We start from the raw sequence: 15478 nt of genomic DNA, 5'->3' as shown, positions 1-15478 counted from the left end.
GTCAGGCGCTGGCGTCCACCATGCCGTGGCGCACCGCGAGCAGGGTCAATTCAACATCACTGCTGATGGCGAGTTTCTCGAAGATGCGATAGCGGTAGGTGTTGACGGTCTTGGGCGACAGGCACAGCTTGTCGGAGATCGACTGCACCTTCTGGCAACCGACGATCATCAAGGCGATCTGGATTTCCCGCTCCGACAGTGCGTCAAAGGGCGAGTCGCTGGTGGGCTGGAAGGATTTGATGGCCAACTGCTGGGCAATCTGTGGGCTGATGTAGCGTTGCCCGGCAAATACCAGGCGAATGGCCTGCACCATTTCCGCCAGGCCGGCGCCTTTGGTGAGGTAACCTGCGGCACCGGCCTGCAGCAGACGCGTAGGAAACGGGTCTTCCTCGCACACCGTCACCACCACAACCTTGATGTCCGGATGACTGCGCAATAATTTGGTAGTGGCGCCCAGACCGCCGATCCCCGGCATCTTGACGTCCATCAATACCACATCGGGCTTCAATTCCCGGGCCTTGATCAGCGACTCCTCCCCCGACTCGGCCTGGCCGACTACTTGCAGGCCATCGATGTCAGCCAGCATTCGTGTAATGCCTGTACGAACGAGATCATGGTCATCGACTACTAGCACCCTAATCAAGCAGACACCTCGCGATATGGTCTTATAGGTTGCCGGACACCTTAGCAAAAAACCTGGGTGCAGACCTAGCCGCAAGCGTCATATATGTGGAGTTTGAGCGCTCGGCGAGCGACCATTGGGCAGCGGACCGCCGGATTTGCTGGGCAGAAGGTCAGGAATCCTGCGACTAAGGCTTGGCTTTTCCATTGCGAGAAAGGGAATGCTCGGCCAGGGTCGAGGTCAGGCGGCGGATTGCGTCCTGGTCCTCCTTGAGCATCGCCCGGTAATCCACCAGCACTTTCTCTTCAAGCTGGCTCAGATTCTCCAGCTGAATCGGCGTGGCGGTCCCGGTCAATACGTACAGGATGTCTACGCCTTTCTCGGCCACGCGAGACAGATAATCGGCTTTGGGTGCGCGCCCGCCGCTTTCATATTTGCCTTGTGCGTTTGCTTCAACGCCTCCGATTTCACCAAAAACTTTTTGCGACAGGCCAAGTCGCTCTCTTTCTTGCCTTAAACGCGAACCGATTCCACTCATTTGGATGTATGATCCTATTTGGCACACCCCAAGAGGTGACACACTCATCTCTTAGTTAAACGAAATTGAACGGTTTTGAACTATGCCCGGAATCCGTACTGCCGCACAAGCCAAGGCCTGGCTGGAACACCAAGGAAAGTCAGTTCAAGCGTTCGCCCGTGAACATGGCGTCGATCCGGCAACCACCTATCAAGTGCTCGCTGGGCGCAAAAAGGGACGGCGTGGGGAGGCCCATAAGGTAGCGGTCCTTCTGGGCATGAAAGAGGGCATCATCCTTGCAGAGGCTAGTGACCAGAGTAACGATCAGGAAGTCGGCTCCTGAGCCAGTATGCGCTTATTAAAACCCGGTGCATGTTTTAGCTTGAGCCGTGGCAGACGCGCTCCATCCGCCAGAACCCGTCCTCCTCACCGACAACACTGAAGCCTCTGCGCTGATAAAGGCTTTTGGCCGGATTAGCCTTGAACACCGTCAAACGCAACAGGCCCAGACCCTGCGCCTTGAGCGCCATCTGCTCCAGCACCCAACTGCCGGCGCCGAGTCCGCGGAAGGACTCGAGCATATGCAGCTCGCGAATGTAGAGCGCGTGACTGTCACGACTCAGGCTGATAAAACCGGCCACTTCGTCGTCATGGCAGATGAGCCAGTTTTCCCGACTCGCCCAGGCCCTGTCGAAACCGTCATTGGACCATAGCAAGCGGTTTTGCACGTAATAGCGGTCCATCGCCCGGTGGGTCAGGGCTCGCGCAAAGGGCAGGTCCTGGTCCGTCGCAGCGCGCAGGTAGAAGGCCATTTACACAGTCACCACGTGCCCAGTCCAGCGCTCGCCCTCGCGACGGGCAATCACCAGCGCTTCCCCGACGCCGGGCACCGCCGCAAGCAAACGGCCATCGTCCGCCCATATTGCGCTGCGGCCGGCGCACACCCAGCCACCCGAAGGGCCACCGTGGTTTGCCATCACTACCAGAAGCTGATGCTCGACTGCGCACTGCCGAAGCAACGCGCTGTCCATTGCGTAGCCACTTTCGCTGATCAACACCCCGGCGGCGTAGATATTGGCGCCTGCCAACGCAGCTTGGCGCGGATGGCTGGCGTGGGAAAAGTCAGCGCAAACGGCCAGCGCAATGCGTTCACTCCCTGATTCAAGCACTGCACCGCCCTGCCCCGCTGCAAACGCAACGTCTTCGCCCGGATGCAGATGCTGCTTGGTGTAGACCGCCAATGAGCCGTCAGCCCCGAGCACCAAGGCGGCAATCATGACGTCCGCCTTTGGCGCCAAGCGCACAGGCATACCCACTACCGCCGTCAACCGCAGCTCGCGCGCCATCTCACGTAATGGCGTCAGCACTGGCGACTCAGGGGCAATGGCCAAGTCGGCTGCCAGCGCAGGCTCATAGCCGGTCAATGACAATTCCGGAAACACCAGCAATTGCACGCCCTGTGTGGCCGCAGCCTGCATGAACACCAGATGTCGCGCGATATTGGCCGGTACATCGCCTGCAATGGAAAGGCTTTGCGCCGCAGCAAGGGTCAAGGCAGTCATGGTCGCGTCCTGGCAATCATTGTTCATGGAGCGGTCAGCATATCCATACTCACCCCATAGCGGTAAGTCCCCCGGCGCAATAGAAATTACTGATTGAATCCACCCGCGCAGCTCTAGTAAGCTCCCCCCATCATTTGGAGCCATACCATGTTGCAACTCACCCACACTCAGGTCCGCCTCGCTGCCAGCGCTTCGCGCTCGGTGTCGGCTACCCGTGTGAACGGTTCGAGCGCACTGGTCAGCTTTTATTTTGGGTATTGGTTTAGCCGCTGGCGCGCCTGATACCTGAAATCGGCGCCCACTACTCAAGGGGTCGCCTGCCAGAGAAATCTAACCCCCGGTCGGCTCCCCGACCGGGGGTTTTGTTTTTTCAGGCCCTGACATTTTTTGTTCGATCAAGCACTTAAAGGAATCACGACATGAACTACGCCACCTATTACCGCTACGACACGTGCGCTGCATGGCGATTTAGCCAGCCCCGTTCGGGACAGCCTGCCGCCTCCGATCGGTCACCTCTTGGTGGCAAGCCAACGCTGGCCAATACGGCCAATTGTCGAACACCCCAGTAGGCCAGGCGTGCGGGAATTGCCCGCCGCTTGCCCAGGAAAGCTTGAATATGAACGCCTCTATCGCCGCTTTGCCCGTCTCAACGCTCAACAGTGCCAATGAAGCCTTGACCCTGCGCCTCCCAAGCGCCCTGGAGCTCAAGCACCAACTGCCTCTCAGCCCGTTCCTCACTGAACAGGTGCACGACCACCGCCAAGCCGTACGCGCCATCCTCGATGGTCACGACTCACGCTTGCTGGTGATTGTCGGCCCATGCTCGATACACGATCCACAATCGGCCATGGAATACGCACGCAACCTGAAGAAGTTGGCGCTGGAAGTCAGCGACCAGATGCTGCTGGTCATACGCGCCTACGTCGAAAAACCCCGCACCACCATTGGCTGGAAAGGCCTTGCTTACGATCCGCACCTTGATGGCAGCGATGACATGGCCGCGGGCCTGACGCTGTCGCGGGAACTGATGCGCGAAATGCTGCGCCTGGGCCTGCCGGTCGCCACCGAGCTGTTGCAACCCATGGCCGCCGGCTACTTCGATGACCTGCTCAGCTGGGTTGCGGTTGGCGCACGCACCACCGAATCACAGATCCACCGCGAAATGGCCAGCGGTCTGGGCATGCCCGTAGGCTTCAAAAACGGGACCGACGGCGGCGTCGCGATTGCTTGTGACGCGATGCGCTCGGCCTCGCACCCGCACCGCCACTTCGGCGTCGACAGCCAGGGCCATCCGGCGATCATCCAGACTGCGGGCAACCCCGACACCCACCTGGTGCTGCGCGGCGGTCACCGTGGGCCAAACTACGATGCGCAGAGTGTGTCCCAAGTCAAGCAAGACCTGGCCAAGTCCAAGGTAGCGGCACGCATCATGGTCGATTGCAGCCACGCCAACAGTGGAAAAGACCCGCTGCGCCAGCCGGCGGTGTTCAACGAGGTGCTGGAGCAACGTTTGCAGTGCGATACCTCGTTGATCGGCATGATGCTGGAAAGCCACCTGTTCGAGGGTTGCCAACCTCTGAGCTCGTCAATGAAATATGGCGTGTCGGTGACTGATGGTTGCCTGGGCTGGGCGGGCACCGAGCAGTTGCTGCGCAGTGCCGCCGAGCGCCTTCGTGCACACAGCAACGGGGCGCCAGCGCTGGACTAGACTCCGGCCATCGGCTGGCGGGACAACGCCCTCAACCACGGCAACACCCGCAAGCCGGTTCTGGCCCGGGGTGGGTCGATAATGCCCATGAAGTGTTCGAGGTTGACGTTGTCCGGCACGCCCGGCAGGCGTACCGCTACCCTCGGCATTGCGCCTGCGCAATTGCCCAGGTCAAGATTGTCGTAGACCAGTACATGGCGAACCTGAGGATGGGGCCCACTCGCATGGGCCGCCAGCCCGGCATTGATGATCAGCACATCGAAGGGCCTGGCCGGAATGTCGGTGAGTATCTGGACTTCTTCGAAGGTTTGCACCGGCACAATCCGGTAATACCCCAACTGGTTGAGCATTTTTTCGATGTACAGCCGTTGCAAGTGCAGATCATCGGCAATCAGGATGGTCAGTGCTTTGTTCGGCATGGCAAACCCCTGGGCAGGCAGCGCTCGTCAGTGAGCGTCGCCCATTCTCCAGACAAATCTTGCCGGCAAAATCAGGCATGTTCCCCTGTCATGTAGGACTTCTCCCAAAAGCTCTGAATGGCGTTCATCGGGATCTCGTCTGATTGCACTGCGCGCTCAGTCCCTCATGCAAAGCGATGATCGCTGCCCCCACACCGTCGATTGCCCTATCCAGCGCGTTGCGGTCCTGTCTTTCACAGACGGCCTCGAGCGCTTCACAGCGAGCGATCAACACCTGCGCCTTGACCATTCGCGCACCGCCCTTGGCACGATGGGCGAGGTCGTGAAGCCTGGCGAAATCAGCCTTGTGCTGCAGCGCCGGCAACAGCGCCCGGTCCTGCTCCAGGCTGTCGAGCAACGGCACCAACAGTTCTGTAAGCTCGTGATGATCCTCCCCGACCAACACGAGCAGAGTACTCAGATCAAACCCCACTGCTTCAACGCTCAGCGTGCCGGTGGAGCGCGATGCCAGCGCCACGCGCAAATCGTCCAGTCCGGTGGGTTTGAACAGACACCCGTCCATCCCGGCTTGCCGACAGCGCTCGGCTTCCTCGGGCTGGGCATTGGCGGTGAACCCCAGGAGCAGGCAAGGCGCCAGGCCGCGCTCACGCTCAAGTGCACGGATGTCCTGTGCCAACTGGTAGCCATTTTTGAGCGGCATGTTGCAATCGGTGATGACGCCATCGAACTGCCCGGCCCTCCACAGCTCGAGCCCCTGAACCCCATCCTCGGCCGTGGTGATGCGGTGGCCCAGGAAAGACAGCTGCCTGGCCAGCAGCAACCGGTTGGCCGGGTAGTCGTCCACCACCAGGATACTCAGGGCGTGGACCGCAGATATCAGAGCATTCGCCGACGCGCCATCCTGGGGCAGTACAGCCGTCATGGCCAGGGCCAACGTCACATCTACCCGCGTGCCCTGGCCCAGCACACTGCTCAAGTGCAACCGGCCGCCCATCATTTCGCACAGGTTGCGGCTGATCACCAACCCCAGGCCGGAGCCACTGCGCGCAGACTGCTCGCCATTGTTGCCCTGGATGAAAGGGCTGAACAGGCGCAACTGGTCCTGGGCACTGATGCCAATTCCGGTGTCCTGCACCCATAATCGCAGCCCGACGTGATCCCCTTCGCAGGCTGCATGGGCGCCGAGTTCGACCTGACCCCTTTGGGTGAACTTGATGGCATTGCTCAGCAGATTCGACACCACCTGTTTGAAACGCAGAGGATCAACCAGCACCATGCGGTCGACCAAAGCATCCAGTTCAACCCGCAGCACCAACCCCTTGTCCCGCGCCAGACCTTCGAATACACGCGCCACCGACGTCAGTAACTCGTACAGATTGGCTGGCTCCAGGGCCAACGATAGATGCCCGGATTCGATCCGCGCGATATCGAGAATATCGCCGATCAGCTCCAGCATGCCGCGCGAGGCCTCCGACGCCACCTCAAGGGCATCCCGATCGGCAACGCCCTGCTCGGCATTCCTCAGGGCCAGCTCGATCATGCCGATCACCGCGTTCATCGGCGTGCGGATCTCGTGGCTCATGGTCGCCAGAAAAGTAGTCTTGGCCCGGTTGGCGGCGTCGGCTTCGTCCTTGGCTTCCTGCAACTGACCCAACAACTGTTGGCGCTCGCTTACGTCCACCCAGCCGGCAATCATGCCCACCACTTTCTCGTCACCGTCGCGGTACGGAAGCATCCACTGGTAGATGGTCAGGGCCTCGCCCGTGGGCAATTTGAGGATACGGTCGTGAATCTGCGGCTCGCCGTCTGCCATCAAGCGCAGGTAATCCTGATGAAACGACTGGGCCTGTGGCAGGTTGTCGGCGTCGGCTTCCACCACGGTTTTGCCAATCACGTCTTCGAGCTTGTAGCCAAACACGTCCAGGTAAGCGTTGTTGCACGCCATCAAGCGTCCCTGCCGGTCACGCACGTAAATCGGGTGCGGTGTGCCGTCGATAAGGACGCTCATAAAGCGCATCTGGTCGCTCAAGGCCCGTTCGGCCTGAACGCGCTTGCGAATCAGGCTGCGCAGATAGATCGCCCAGCCCAGCGTGACGATCAGCAACAGCGCGGCCAGTCCGAACCCCTGAATGATCAGATTGCGATGCCGCAGCCAGTAACTGTCTTGGATAATGACCTCGCTGCGCCATTGGGCAATCATTTCATCCATTTCCTGGGGTGTGATGCTCAGCAGCGCCTTGTCGAGGATCGAATAAAGCTCCAACTGACTGCGGTTGACCCCGAACGTGATGCGCGCTGGATCGGAGCCGACGGTGCTGGTGATGCGCAACCGGTCGCGGTAATACCGGGCGATCATATAGCGCGCGCTGATCAGCGAATTGACGGCCCCCTCCGCCTCGCCTCTGGCCACCATCGCCATCGCCTGTTCTGCGCTCTCTACATCGATGAACACGATGCCGGGAAAATCCCGTGCAATCTTGTCGCGCAGCCCGTTACCGCCGATCATCGCCAGGCGTTTTCCCACCATATCCTCAAGCGTGACCGGACTGTGCTCGTCCCCTCGGGTTATCAGCACCAGGGCGTTGGTCAGGTAGGGCCGGGTAAACCGCACTTTTTCGGCACGTTCGGTGCTGGGTGTCACCACCGCCAGCATATCGGCCGCCCCGACGCTGACCTGTTCGATCTGACGCGGTATCGAGCTGCCTCGCACCACGTCGAACTTCAATCCGGTGCGCAGGCTGATACGAGAAAGCACCTCGGCACTCAGCCCCTCGAATCGCCCCTGGTCATCAACGACTGACAGCGGCAGCAGGTTATCCAGTACAGCGACCTTGGCCCGTGGATGCTTGAGGAGCCAGCGTTGTTCACTGGCACTCAGGCGCAACCGACCGGTGCCGACAATGCCCAGGTTGCCGCTGCTCCAGCGGCGCAATATTTCCATCTGCTCACTTGAGGGAATCGCCTCCAGCGCTGCATTGATGATCGGCGGCAGCCGGGTATTCTGCCGCGTGAACGCAAAGGCAAACGGGTTGACTTCAAGGGTAGAAAAATCCGCCATGCGCACGATATTGAGCTGGTTTCGGTTGATCAGGTAATTGGCGCTGATGGCATCGCCCAGGTACACATCGGCCCGGCCAAACGCTACAGCGCCAATAGCCTCGAAAGCCGAAGAAAACAACTCCAGCTGGGCGCGGGGGTAAAAAGCCCGTACTGCTTCAGGCGGCAGATAGTGATAGAGCATCGCCACGCGTTTGCCCGCCAAGTCGTCACTCAGCGCCTGGCTATCGTCAATACGGGTTACCAGGGTGGGTTGGTCATTGGCGTAGGAGCGTGACAACACCAGTTGCGGATCGGCGGCTTCATAGCCATTGGCCGAGCCAAGGAAATCCACATCGCCGCGCTTGAGGGCTTCGATCACTTCATCGCGGGTTTCGTAACGGCGAACTTCAATGGAGATATTCAGCGCCTGGCCGACCAGTGCTGCGAAATCAGCGGTAATGCCTTCGAGCTCATCACGGTTATTGGTCAGGTCAAAGGGGGCGTAATCCGGCCCGGACACCCCCATCAGCAACGTGCGCCGTTCGCGCAGCCAGCGCCAGTCGGCCTCCTGCAGCGTGACGATGGGAGGCTCAATACGAGAGTGGCCCAACAGTCGCAGCACAGTGGGCTCATCAAGGGCCATCGCGGCCATGGGCAACAGGCTCAACCCGAGGATCGTGGCGAACCGCTTGAACGCGACGGCGGTCATTTCAAATCAGATCAGATGATTGCGCTGGGCAAACTTGGACAGGTGCACCACCGAGCACATACGTAACTTCTCCTTGAGGCGTGTCTTGTAGGTGCTGATGGTCTTGTGGCTCAACAGCATGTCTTCAGCAATTTCCTTGTTGCCCAGCCCCAGAGCCAGCTTCTGCAATACAGTCAGTTCACGGTCCGACAGGCATTCGATCATCTGCCGCTCTGTCTCCTGCAGATCGTCACGGCGTACCGAGCTGGTCGGCAGGCTCGGGAAACAGCTGTAGCCTGACTGGATCGCTCTGATGGCCTTTTGCAGTTCGTCCAGCTCGCCGGTCTTTGCCACAAACCCCATGGCTCCGGCCCGCATGCAACGGGTGGAAAAAAACACGGCCAGGTAAGAGGTCAGTACCAGGATCCTGCACGGCAGGCCCAGGGTCTTGATGCGACTGATCACTTCCAACCCACCCAGCTTGGGCATCGCCAGGTCAAGGATGATCAACTCGGGACGTTGCTCGCGCGCCAATTGCATCGCATCGGCCCCATCACCTGCCTGATAAATTTCATCGAAGCCTTCCAACTTCAGCAGATGCTTGACCGTCGCACGTATAAACGGATGGTCATCCACGATTAATGCTTTGCTCATACACACCCCTAGGCGGTCAACGTACCCTTACATATCAAAAGGGGCCTCGGTACCTGTGAGAAATGACAGTTCCGACAAACGGTGCTGCACGCTCTCAGGACAATAACCGGCAGCAGCCCGGCCCCTTGCATTGAAATATCACGCGCAATGACAGCCAGATAGAACAGGCGGCCAGCGGTAAGTGCGCAACCTTAGCAATGCAATGACGTTTTGATTGAAGGGATAATCCTGACTACTTGTAGGATTTTTTCCCGACGAAACCTGACCAGGTTGGCTCGACGGGGATCATGCGGGCGGGTCAGTCGGTGGTACTTGGGCTCCAGAACGCCTGCACCACCAGACTGGAGGTAGATATGCGCGTCACCAACGCATCCAGCTCGTCACCGTCGACCGACGTCGCGGCCAGGGTCGCCTCGATTTCGACTTCGTCGCTGCCGAACGGCCGTACATCGACGTCACTGGCCGGGTAGTTGCATCGTGCCAGCTCAGCTTCCAGCAACACCATGACCGCCTGCTGCTGGCTGCGCCGTGCGATGACATAGAGGATGTTGGTGACCTCGGCCGATACCACGTCCAACGGCTGACGGTTGATGTTATTGACGATCGGCCGCAGCAGGGTATTGGCCGCCAATACGAACAGCGTACCCAGCAGCGCCTCAAGGATCAGGTCGGCGCCCGCGCAGGCGCCGACCGCGGCCGATGCCCAGAGGGTGGCGGCCGTGTTGAGCCCGCGCACATTGCCCTCTTCGCGCATGATCACCCCCGCGCCCAGAAAGCCGATGCCCGACACCACATACGCGACCACGCGCACCGCGCCGTCAGCACCACCCAGACGATTGGCCATGTCGACAAAGATCGCCGCGCCAACCGCCACCAGCACATTGGTGCGCAAGCCGGCGGTGCGCTGGCGGTACTGGCGTTCGAAGCCGATCAGGCCGCCGAGAATGAACGCCGCGGTCAGGCTGACGACGGTGTCGACCAGCGAGTCGAGGTTGATGTTGTTGATTGCCTGCATAAGAAAATCTCCATGAGTGCTGCGGCAACTGAAAATGCCACGAATCCGTGCGAGCCCCGTCGCGGCAAGCCCTGATGCTTGTGTAGGAGCGAGCTTGCTCGCGAAGCACTCAGGGCCCCTGCGTTTATCCAGAATGAACGCGTTGCCTACGCGTTTTTCGCGAGCAAGCTCGCTCCTACAAGGGGCCATGTCGCTTGGCTAACTGTCATCAGGGCAAGCCTGGCCCCGGCATAAAACGTGTTACTGCCAGCCAAACTTGCGGATGTAGTAGCCCTTCACCGCCTGGGTCAGTGCCATGTACGCCAGCAGAATCACCGGCAGGAACACGAAATACAGCGACGGCAGTGCCTGCAATTTGAAGTAATGCGCCAGTGGCCCCATCGGCAGGAAGATGCCGACGGCCATGATCACACCCGTCATCACCATCAACGGCAACGCCGCACGGCTTTGCAGGAACGGGATTTTCGGGGTGCGGATCATGTGCACGATCAACGTCTGGGTGAGCAGCCCCACCACGAACCAGCCCGACTGGAACAGGGTCTGGTGGTCCGGGGTGTTGGCATCGAACACATACCACATGAGTGCGAACGTGGTGATGTCGAAGATCGAGCTGATCGGCCCGAAGAACAGCATGAAGCGCCCCACATCCCCCGGCTGCCAGCGTTGCGGCTGGGCAAGCATCTCCTCGTCGACGTTGTCGAAGGGAATGGCGATCTGCGAGATATCATACAGCAGGTTCTGCACCAGCAGGTGCATCGGCAGCATGGGCAGAAACGGAATAAACGCACTCGCCACCAGCACCGAGAACACGTTGCCGAAGTTGGAACTTGCGGTCATCTTGATGTACTTGAGCATGTTGGCAAAGGTGCGCCGGCCTTCCAGCACGCCCTCCTCCAGGATCATCAGGCTCTTTTCCAACAGGATGATGTCGGCAGCTTCCTTGGCGATGTCCACCGCGCTGTCCACCGAGATACCGATATCGGCCGTACGCAATGCCGGCGCGTCGTTGATGCCGTCGCCCATGAACCCGACCACATGCCCGTTGGCCTTGAGCAGGCGCACGATGCGCTCCTTGTGGCTGGGCGTGAGCTTGGCGAACACGTTGGTGGTTTCCACGGCCAAGGCCAGCTCGGCGTCGGTCATGTCTTCGATGGCGTTGCCCATCAGCAGCCCTTGTTGCTCCAGGCCCACTTCACGGCAGATTTTCGCGGTGACCAGCTCGTTGTCACCCGTCAGCACTTTGACCGCCACGCCATGGGCCTTGAGCGCCTTGAGCACAGGCGCGGTACTTTCCTTGGGTGGGTCGAGGAACGCCACATAGCCGATCAGGGTCAGGTTGTTTTCATCGGCCAGGCTGTAGGTGTCGCGCCCCGACGACATCGGTTGCGCGGCCACGGCCACTACGCGCAAGCCTTCTTCGTTGAACGCCGCGGTCACCTGGCGAATGCGCGCCAGCAACTCGTCCGTCAACGCCTCGTTGACCTCGCCGTGACGCACGGTGCTGCACACCGACAGAATCTCTTCCACCGCGCCCTTGCAGATCAACAGGTGTGGCTGGTTCTGCTCGGCAACCACGACCGACATGCGGCGGCGATTGAAGTCGAACGGAATCTCATCGATCTTCTGAAACGCGGTCCCCACTTTCAAGTCACGATGGATTTCGACGTGCTCGAGCACCGCCACGTCCAGCAGGTTTTTCAAGCCGGTCTGGTAGTAGCTGTTGAGGTAGGCCATTTCCAGCACATCCTCGGATTCCTGCCCCCACACATCCACATGGCGCGCGAGGAAAATTCGGTCCTGGGTCAGCGTGCCGGTCTTGTCCGTGCACAACACATCCATGGCGCCGAAGTTCTGGATCGCGTCCAGGCGCTTGACGATGACCTTCTTGCGCGACAGGAACACCGCGCCCTTGGCCAGTGTCGAGGTGACGATCATCGGCAGCATTTCGGGGGTAAGGCCCACGGCAATCGACAGTGCGAACAGCAGCGCTTCGGTCCAGTCACCCTTGGTAAACCCGTTGATGAACAACACCAGCGGCGCCATCACGAACATGAAGCGGATCAGCAGCCAGCTGACCTTGTTCACCCCATGCTGGAACGAGGTGGTGGCGCGGTCGGTCGCGGTGACGCGCTGCGCCAACGCACCGAAATAGGTGTTATTGCCCGTGGCCAGAATCACCGCTGTGGCGGCGCCGGACACCACATTGGTGCCCATGAACAGGATATTTTCCAAGTCCAGCGGGTTGCGCGCATCGGCATCCTGCTGCTGCACGAACTTCTCCACCGGCATCGATTCGCCGGTCATTGCCGCCTGGCTGACGAACAAATCCTTGGCACTGAGTACGCGGCAATCGGCGGGAATCATGTCACCGGCCGACAGCACGATCAGGTCGCCTGGCACCAGTTGCTTGATCGGCAGTTCAAGACGCTTGACCGCGTCCCGGCGCAGCACCGTCGCCGTGTTGCTGACCATGGCCTTCAAGGCGTCGGCGGCCTTGTTCGACTTGGCCTCCTGCCAGAAGCGCAGCAAGGTCGACAGCACCACCATGGAGAAAATCACCGTGGCGGCCTTCATGTCCTCGGTCAGCCAGGAAATCACCGCCAACAGGGTCAGCAGCAGGTTGAACGGGTTTTTATAGCAGTGCCACAGGTGCACCCACCAAGGCAGCGGTTGCTCATGCTCGACCTCATTGAGCCCGTATTGCTCGCGCAACGCGTCGGCCTCCGGTGTACTCAACCCCTCGGCATGGCTGCCCAGCACGCCCAGTAACTGCACAGCGCTGCCGTTGGCCGCCGCCACCAGGGTTTGCGCCAGGCTGGGCGGGACTTCGCGGCTGACACTGGCGTCGGTCACCGTCTCAAGCATCGCCAGACGCCGAAAATGCCGGGCGATATGCCGGGTCCGCAGAAAACCGGCGAAGAACTCTTTGAGCAGCGTGAGGTTCATGGTGTTACTCCTGCGCGAGGAAAAAACCGTCGTGCAGGTACTGCCCGTCCACGCCGCACCTTTGAAACAGGCACAGCCGAACCTGGCCCGCCCGCCGCAAACGGCAGGCGCGTCCGTCGCATCCCGAGGCAACTCAGGTGCTGGTCAGCGTCGATGAGAGGGAATCAGGCAGGCGCCAGGAATGGCGACTGCCGGGATGCCGTTTCTCGCTTTTTCTGGCGAGACAACGGCATCTGGAAAATGCGCGTTACCTTGCCAAGTATGTGCCGGTTACTAAGACCGGCCGACTACTGTCACTCGAACAAGTACCCACTGAGGGTCTCCGCTATTGATGAAAACGCGCGAAGCTTACGCCGCGATTTATGCAGAGTAAACCGTAGGAAAGTTTCCGCAGGGTGAATAAGAAATTTCTTCAGGATGGGTTCAGGAACGTGGTTACCGGCCCCCGGATGGGTCGATCAGATACTTCTGACTATGGAGTATCTGGTCGGTCCCGTTCCACCAAGGACAGGTAGGCATCAATACTCTCGCCTGCGATAGGCTTGACCCCAATCAATACCCTGTTCACCTGCCGCCCCATTGCGACGCCCTCCCGAATGCGTACCGTCACATACCCTAGCCTGGGCCAAAAACGCTCGGCCTTGGTATTGCCCGCCACCACCGTCACCCGCAGCCATTGGGCGCCCTTCTCCACAGCCCAGGCTTCAAGGTCTGCGTGCAGCCGCTGCGCCAGCCCGCTGCCGTGCCAGCGTGAGTGCACCAGCAACAACCCGATTTGCCACACACCGACGGCGAGCAAATCCGCAGCGATATTCACGACGGCGACCAACTGGTTGTGCACATCGCGGTAACCCAGCCAGTACATCCGGCTGCAACGCCAGCCTGCGGGCAGTTGGCCGCTTAATTCTTCCCGTGCCTCGGTCGGGGTCGCGGGTTCGCCGTTAACCGCCCTGAAGTAATCCGGCGCTTGCTCGAAAAAGTCTTGTAGCTCAGCCTCGTCACGACTCAGCAGCTCAACCACCCGAATGCCTTCGAGGGTGCAGTTGGGCAACATCGGTAGCTCAACGTCCATGTTCAACCTCATCAATCATCCCGCGTCAGCACTTCCAGCAATTCAATCTCGAAGCGCAGATTGCTGTTGGGCTTGATATGCGCCCCCATCGAGCGCTCGCCGTAGGCCAGATGCGCCGGGACGAACAAGGTGCGCACGCCACCGACCTGCATGCCCATCAAGCCCTGGTCCCAGCCTTTGATCACGCGGCCGGTGCCGATCACGCACTGAAACGGCTTACCCCGTTCCCAGGACGAATCGAACACCGTGCCGTCTTCCAGGGTGCCGGTGTATTGAGTAGTGATCAGCGCGCCCTTGACCACGGTTTTGCCGTCGCCCAGACGGATGTCGGTGATCTGCAGTTCTTTGCTCATGGGGTTCTCGTAGAAGGCGTAAAGGTTGGGGTTTTCCCAGAACCGGGCAGGTTTGGCAAGCGCCATGACGACGCGATCCAATGTGGGAGGGGGCTTGCCCCCGATGGCGATGGTCCAGTCAAGAATGAGCTGACTGCCAACCTGCTATCGGGAGCAGGCCACCTCCCCCACTCTGATTGGCATGCATCCAGCGGTCGACGTTTACAACCAATGCCAGAACCGGCTCCAGAAACCGCGCCCCAACTCGTCCTTGCACCCGGCATATTGCCGCGCGTACAGCTGCGAACGCGCCTGCACCTTGCTCGCCACTGGCAGTAGCCAGGCTTTGCTGGCATAGGTGCGCTGACGATAGCCGCCCCAGCCTTCGTGATAGTTCAGGTATTGGCCGTAGGCGTCGTATTTGTAGACGCCGTTGATGGTGTAGGTCTTGTCCATGTACCAACCGATGAAGTCGATGGCGTCGTCGAAATCTTCACGATCGGCGCCGCTGCGCCCGGTGCTTTTGCGGTAGTCATTCCACACTTCATCCTTGGCCTGGGCATAGCCCGAAGCGGTGGACACGCGCCCCCAGGGAATGATCCACAGCAGGTATTTACGCGGCGTCTTGGCGTCGTAGCGAAAGCCCGACTCCTGATACATGATCGCGAACGGCACCTGGATCGGCACGCCCCAGCGTTTTTGCGTGACCTTGGCCGCGTCATACCAGTCATCTTTTTCGCGGAAGATGGCGCAGAGATCGTTGGGCGCGCGTGGCGGCGAGGTGCCGCACGCCGCCAACAGAGAAGTGAGTAATAACAGTCCGACGGTTTTGCTTGCGCTCAAAGGGCACCTTTGCGTGAAACGCGTAAAATGCCGGCATTTTACGCGTTCACAAGCGCGGCGT

The 15478-nt window shown here is 60.0% G+C and carries 15 protein-coding genes; 3 read left to right on the top strand and 12 right to left on the bottom strand.

The genetic code is table 11. From position 1 onward, the window contains the following. Nucleotide 1: 1 nt before the first annotated feature. Together uvrY and SC318_RS09870 are read right to left on the bottom strand one after the other, a co-directional pair. Nucleotides 2–643, bottom strand: coding sequence for a response regulator transcription factor GacA (gene uvrY, locus SC318_RS09875; RefSeq protein WP_017530522.1), 642 nt, complete (start codon nucleotides 641–643; stop codon nucleotides 2–4). A 166-nt stretch (nucleotides 644–809) separates the two neighbouring features. Next, nucleotides 810–1160 (bottom strand): helix-turn-helix domain-containing protein, encoded by a 351-nt coding sequence (locus SC318_RS09870; protein ID WP_320430616.1) that lies wholly within the window; start codon nucleotides 1158–1160, stop codon nucleotides 810–812. 82 nt (nucleotides 1161–1242) lie between these two features. Here SC318_RS09870 and SC318_RS09865 point away from each other — a divergent pair, with 82 nt between their 5' ends. Next, nucleotides 1243–1482, top strand: a complete 240-nt coding sequence (locus SC318_RS09865) for a BcepMu_gp16 family phage-derived protein (RefSeq protein WP_320430615.1) — start codon at nucleotides 1243–1245, stop codon at nucleotides 1480–1482. Between the two features lie 34 nt (nucleotides 1483–1516). On the opposite strand, the gene SC318_RS09860 is transcribed toward SC318_RS09865, so the two are convergent. Next, nucleotides 1517–1951 (bottom strand): GNAT family N-acetyltransferase, encoded by a 435-nt coding sequence (locus SC318_RS09860; RefSeq protein ID WP_320430614.1) that lies wholly within the window; start codon nucleotides 1949–1951, stop codon nucleotides 1517–1519. Continuing rightward, nucleotides 1952–2701 (bottom strand): carbon-nitrogen hydrolase family protein, encoded by a 750-nt coding sequence (locus tag SC318_RS09855; RefSeq protein ID WP_320430613.1) that lies wholly within the window; start codon nucleotides 2699–2701, stop codon nucleotides 1952–1954. It abuts the gene before it with no gap. A gap of 147 nt (nucleotides 2702–2848) precedes the next feature. Between SC318_RS09855 and SC318_RS09850 the strand changes: the two genes are divergently transcribed. Both SC318_RS09850 and SC318_RS09845 read left to right on the top strand, forming a co-directional pair. Next, entirely contained in the window at nucleotides 2849–2983 is a 135-nt protein-coding gene (locus SC318_RS09850) for a hypothetical protein (RefSeq protein WP_320430612.1), read from the top strand. Nucleotides 2984–3317: 334 nt separating this feature from the next. After that, a complete protein-coding gene (locus SC318_RS09845) occupies nucleotides 3318–4409 on the top strand; it encodes a 3-deoxy-7-phosphoheptulonate synthase (protein ID WP_320430611.1) in 1092 nt (363 codons plus the stop codon). On the opposite strand, the gene SC318_RS09840 is transcribed toward SC318_RS09845, so the two are convergent. The 8 genes from SC318_RS09840 to SC318_RS09805 all read right to left on the bottom strand — a co-directional run bounded on the left by SC318_RS09840 (nucleotide 4406) and on the right by SC318_RS09805 (nucleotide 15417). Next, nucleotides 4406–4828, bottom strand: coding sequence for a chemotaxis protein CheY (locus SC318_RS09840; RefSeq protein ID WP_320430610.1), 423 nt, complete (start codon nucleotides 4826–4828; stop codon nucleotides 4406–4408). The genes SC318_RS09845 and SC318_RS09840 overlap by 4 nt on opposite strands. 124 nt (nucleotides 4829–4952) lie before the next feature. Continuing rightward, the gene (locus SC318_RS09835) at nucleotides 4953–8576 is read right to left on the bottom strand and encodes a transporter substrate-binding domain-containing protein (RefSeq protein ID WP_320430609.1); all 3624 of its coding nucleotides are present in this window, start codon (nucleotides 8574–8576) and stop codon (nucleotides 4953–4955) included. Between the two features lie 6 nt (nucleotides 8577–8582). After that, on the bottom strand, nucleotides 8583–9209 hold the full coding sequence (locus SC318_RS09830; RefSeq protein WP_320430608.1) for a response regulator: 627 nt from the start codon (nucleotides 9207–9209) through the stop codon (nucleotides 8583–8585). A gap of 298 nt (nucleotides 9210–9507) precedes the next feature. After that, the gene (locus SC318_RS09825) at nucleotides 9508–10224 is read right to left on the bottom strand and encodes an MgtC/SapB family protein (RefSeq protein WP_320430607.1); all 717 of its coding nucleotides are present in this window, start codon (nucleotides 10222–10224) and stop codon (nucleotides 9508–9510) included. Nucleotides 10225–10464: 240 nt separating this feature from the next. Beyond that, nucleotides 10465–13170 carry a magnesium-translocating P-type ATPase gene (gene mgtA, locus SC318_RS09820; RefSeq protein WP_320430606.1) on the bottom strand — a complete coding sequence of 902 codons (2706 nt, stop codon included), beginning with the start codon at nucleotides 13168–13170 and terminating at the stop codon, nucleotides 10465–10467. 472 nt (nucleotides 13171–13642) lie between these two features. Further along, complete coding sequence (locus SC318_RS09815; protein ID WP_320430605.1) at nucleotides 13643–14242, bottom strand: GNAT family N-acetyltransferase; 600 nt, start codon at nucleotides 14240–14242, stop codon at nucleotides 13643–13645. Nucleotides 14243–14253: 11 nt separating this feature from the next. Then, complete coding sequence (locus SC318_RS09810) at nucleotides 14254–14595, bottom strand: FKBP-type peptidyl-prolyl cis-trans isomerase (protein ID WP_320431207.1); 342 nt, start codon at nucleotides 14593–14595, stop codon at nucleotides 14254–14256. A gap of 201 nt (nucleotides 14596–14796) precedes the next feature. Beyond that, the gene (locus tag SC318_RS09805) at nucleotides 14797–15417 is read right to left on the bottom strand and encodes a transglycosylase SLT domain-containing protein (RefSeq protein WP_306492462.1); all 621 of its coding nucleotides are present in this window, start codon (nucleotides 15415–15417) and stop codon (nucleotides 14797–14799) included. Nucleotides 15418–15478 lie beyond the last annotated feature (61 nt).

The organism is Pseudomonas sp. MUP55 (assembly GCF_034043515.1).
GTDB lineage: Bacteria > Pseudomonadota > Gammaproteobacteria > Pseudomonadales > Pseudomonadaceae > Aquipseudomonas.
This window is presented reverse-complemented; position numbering and strand designations above follow the sequence as displayed.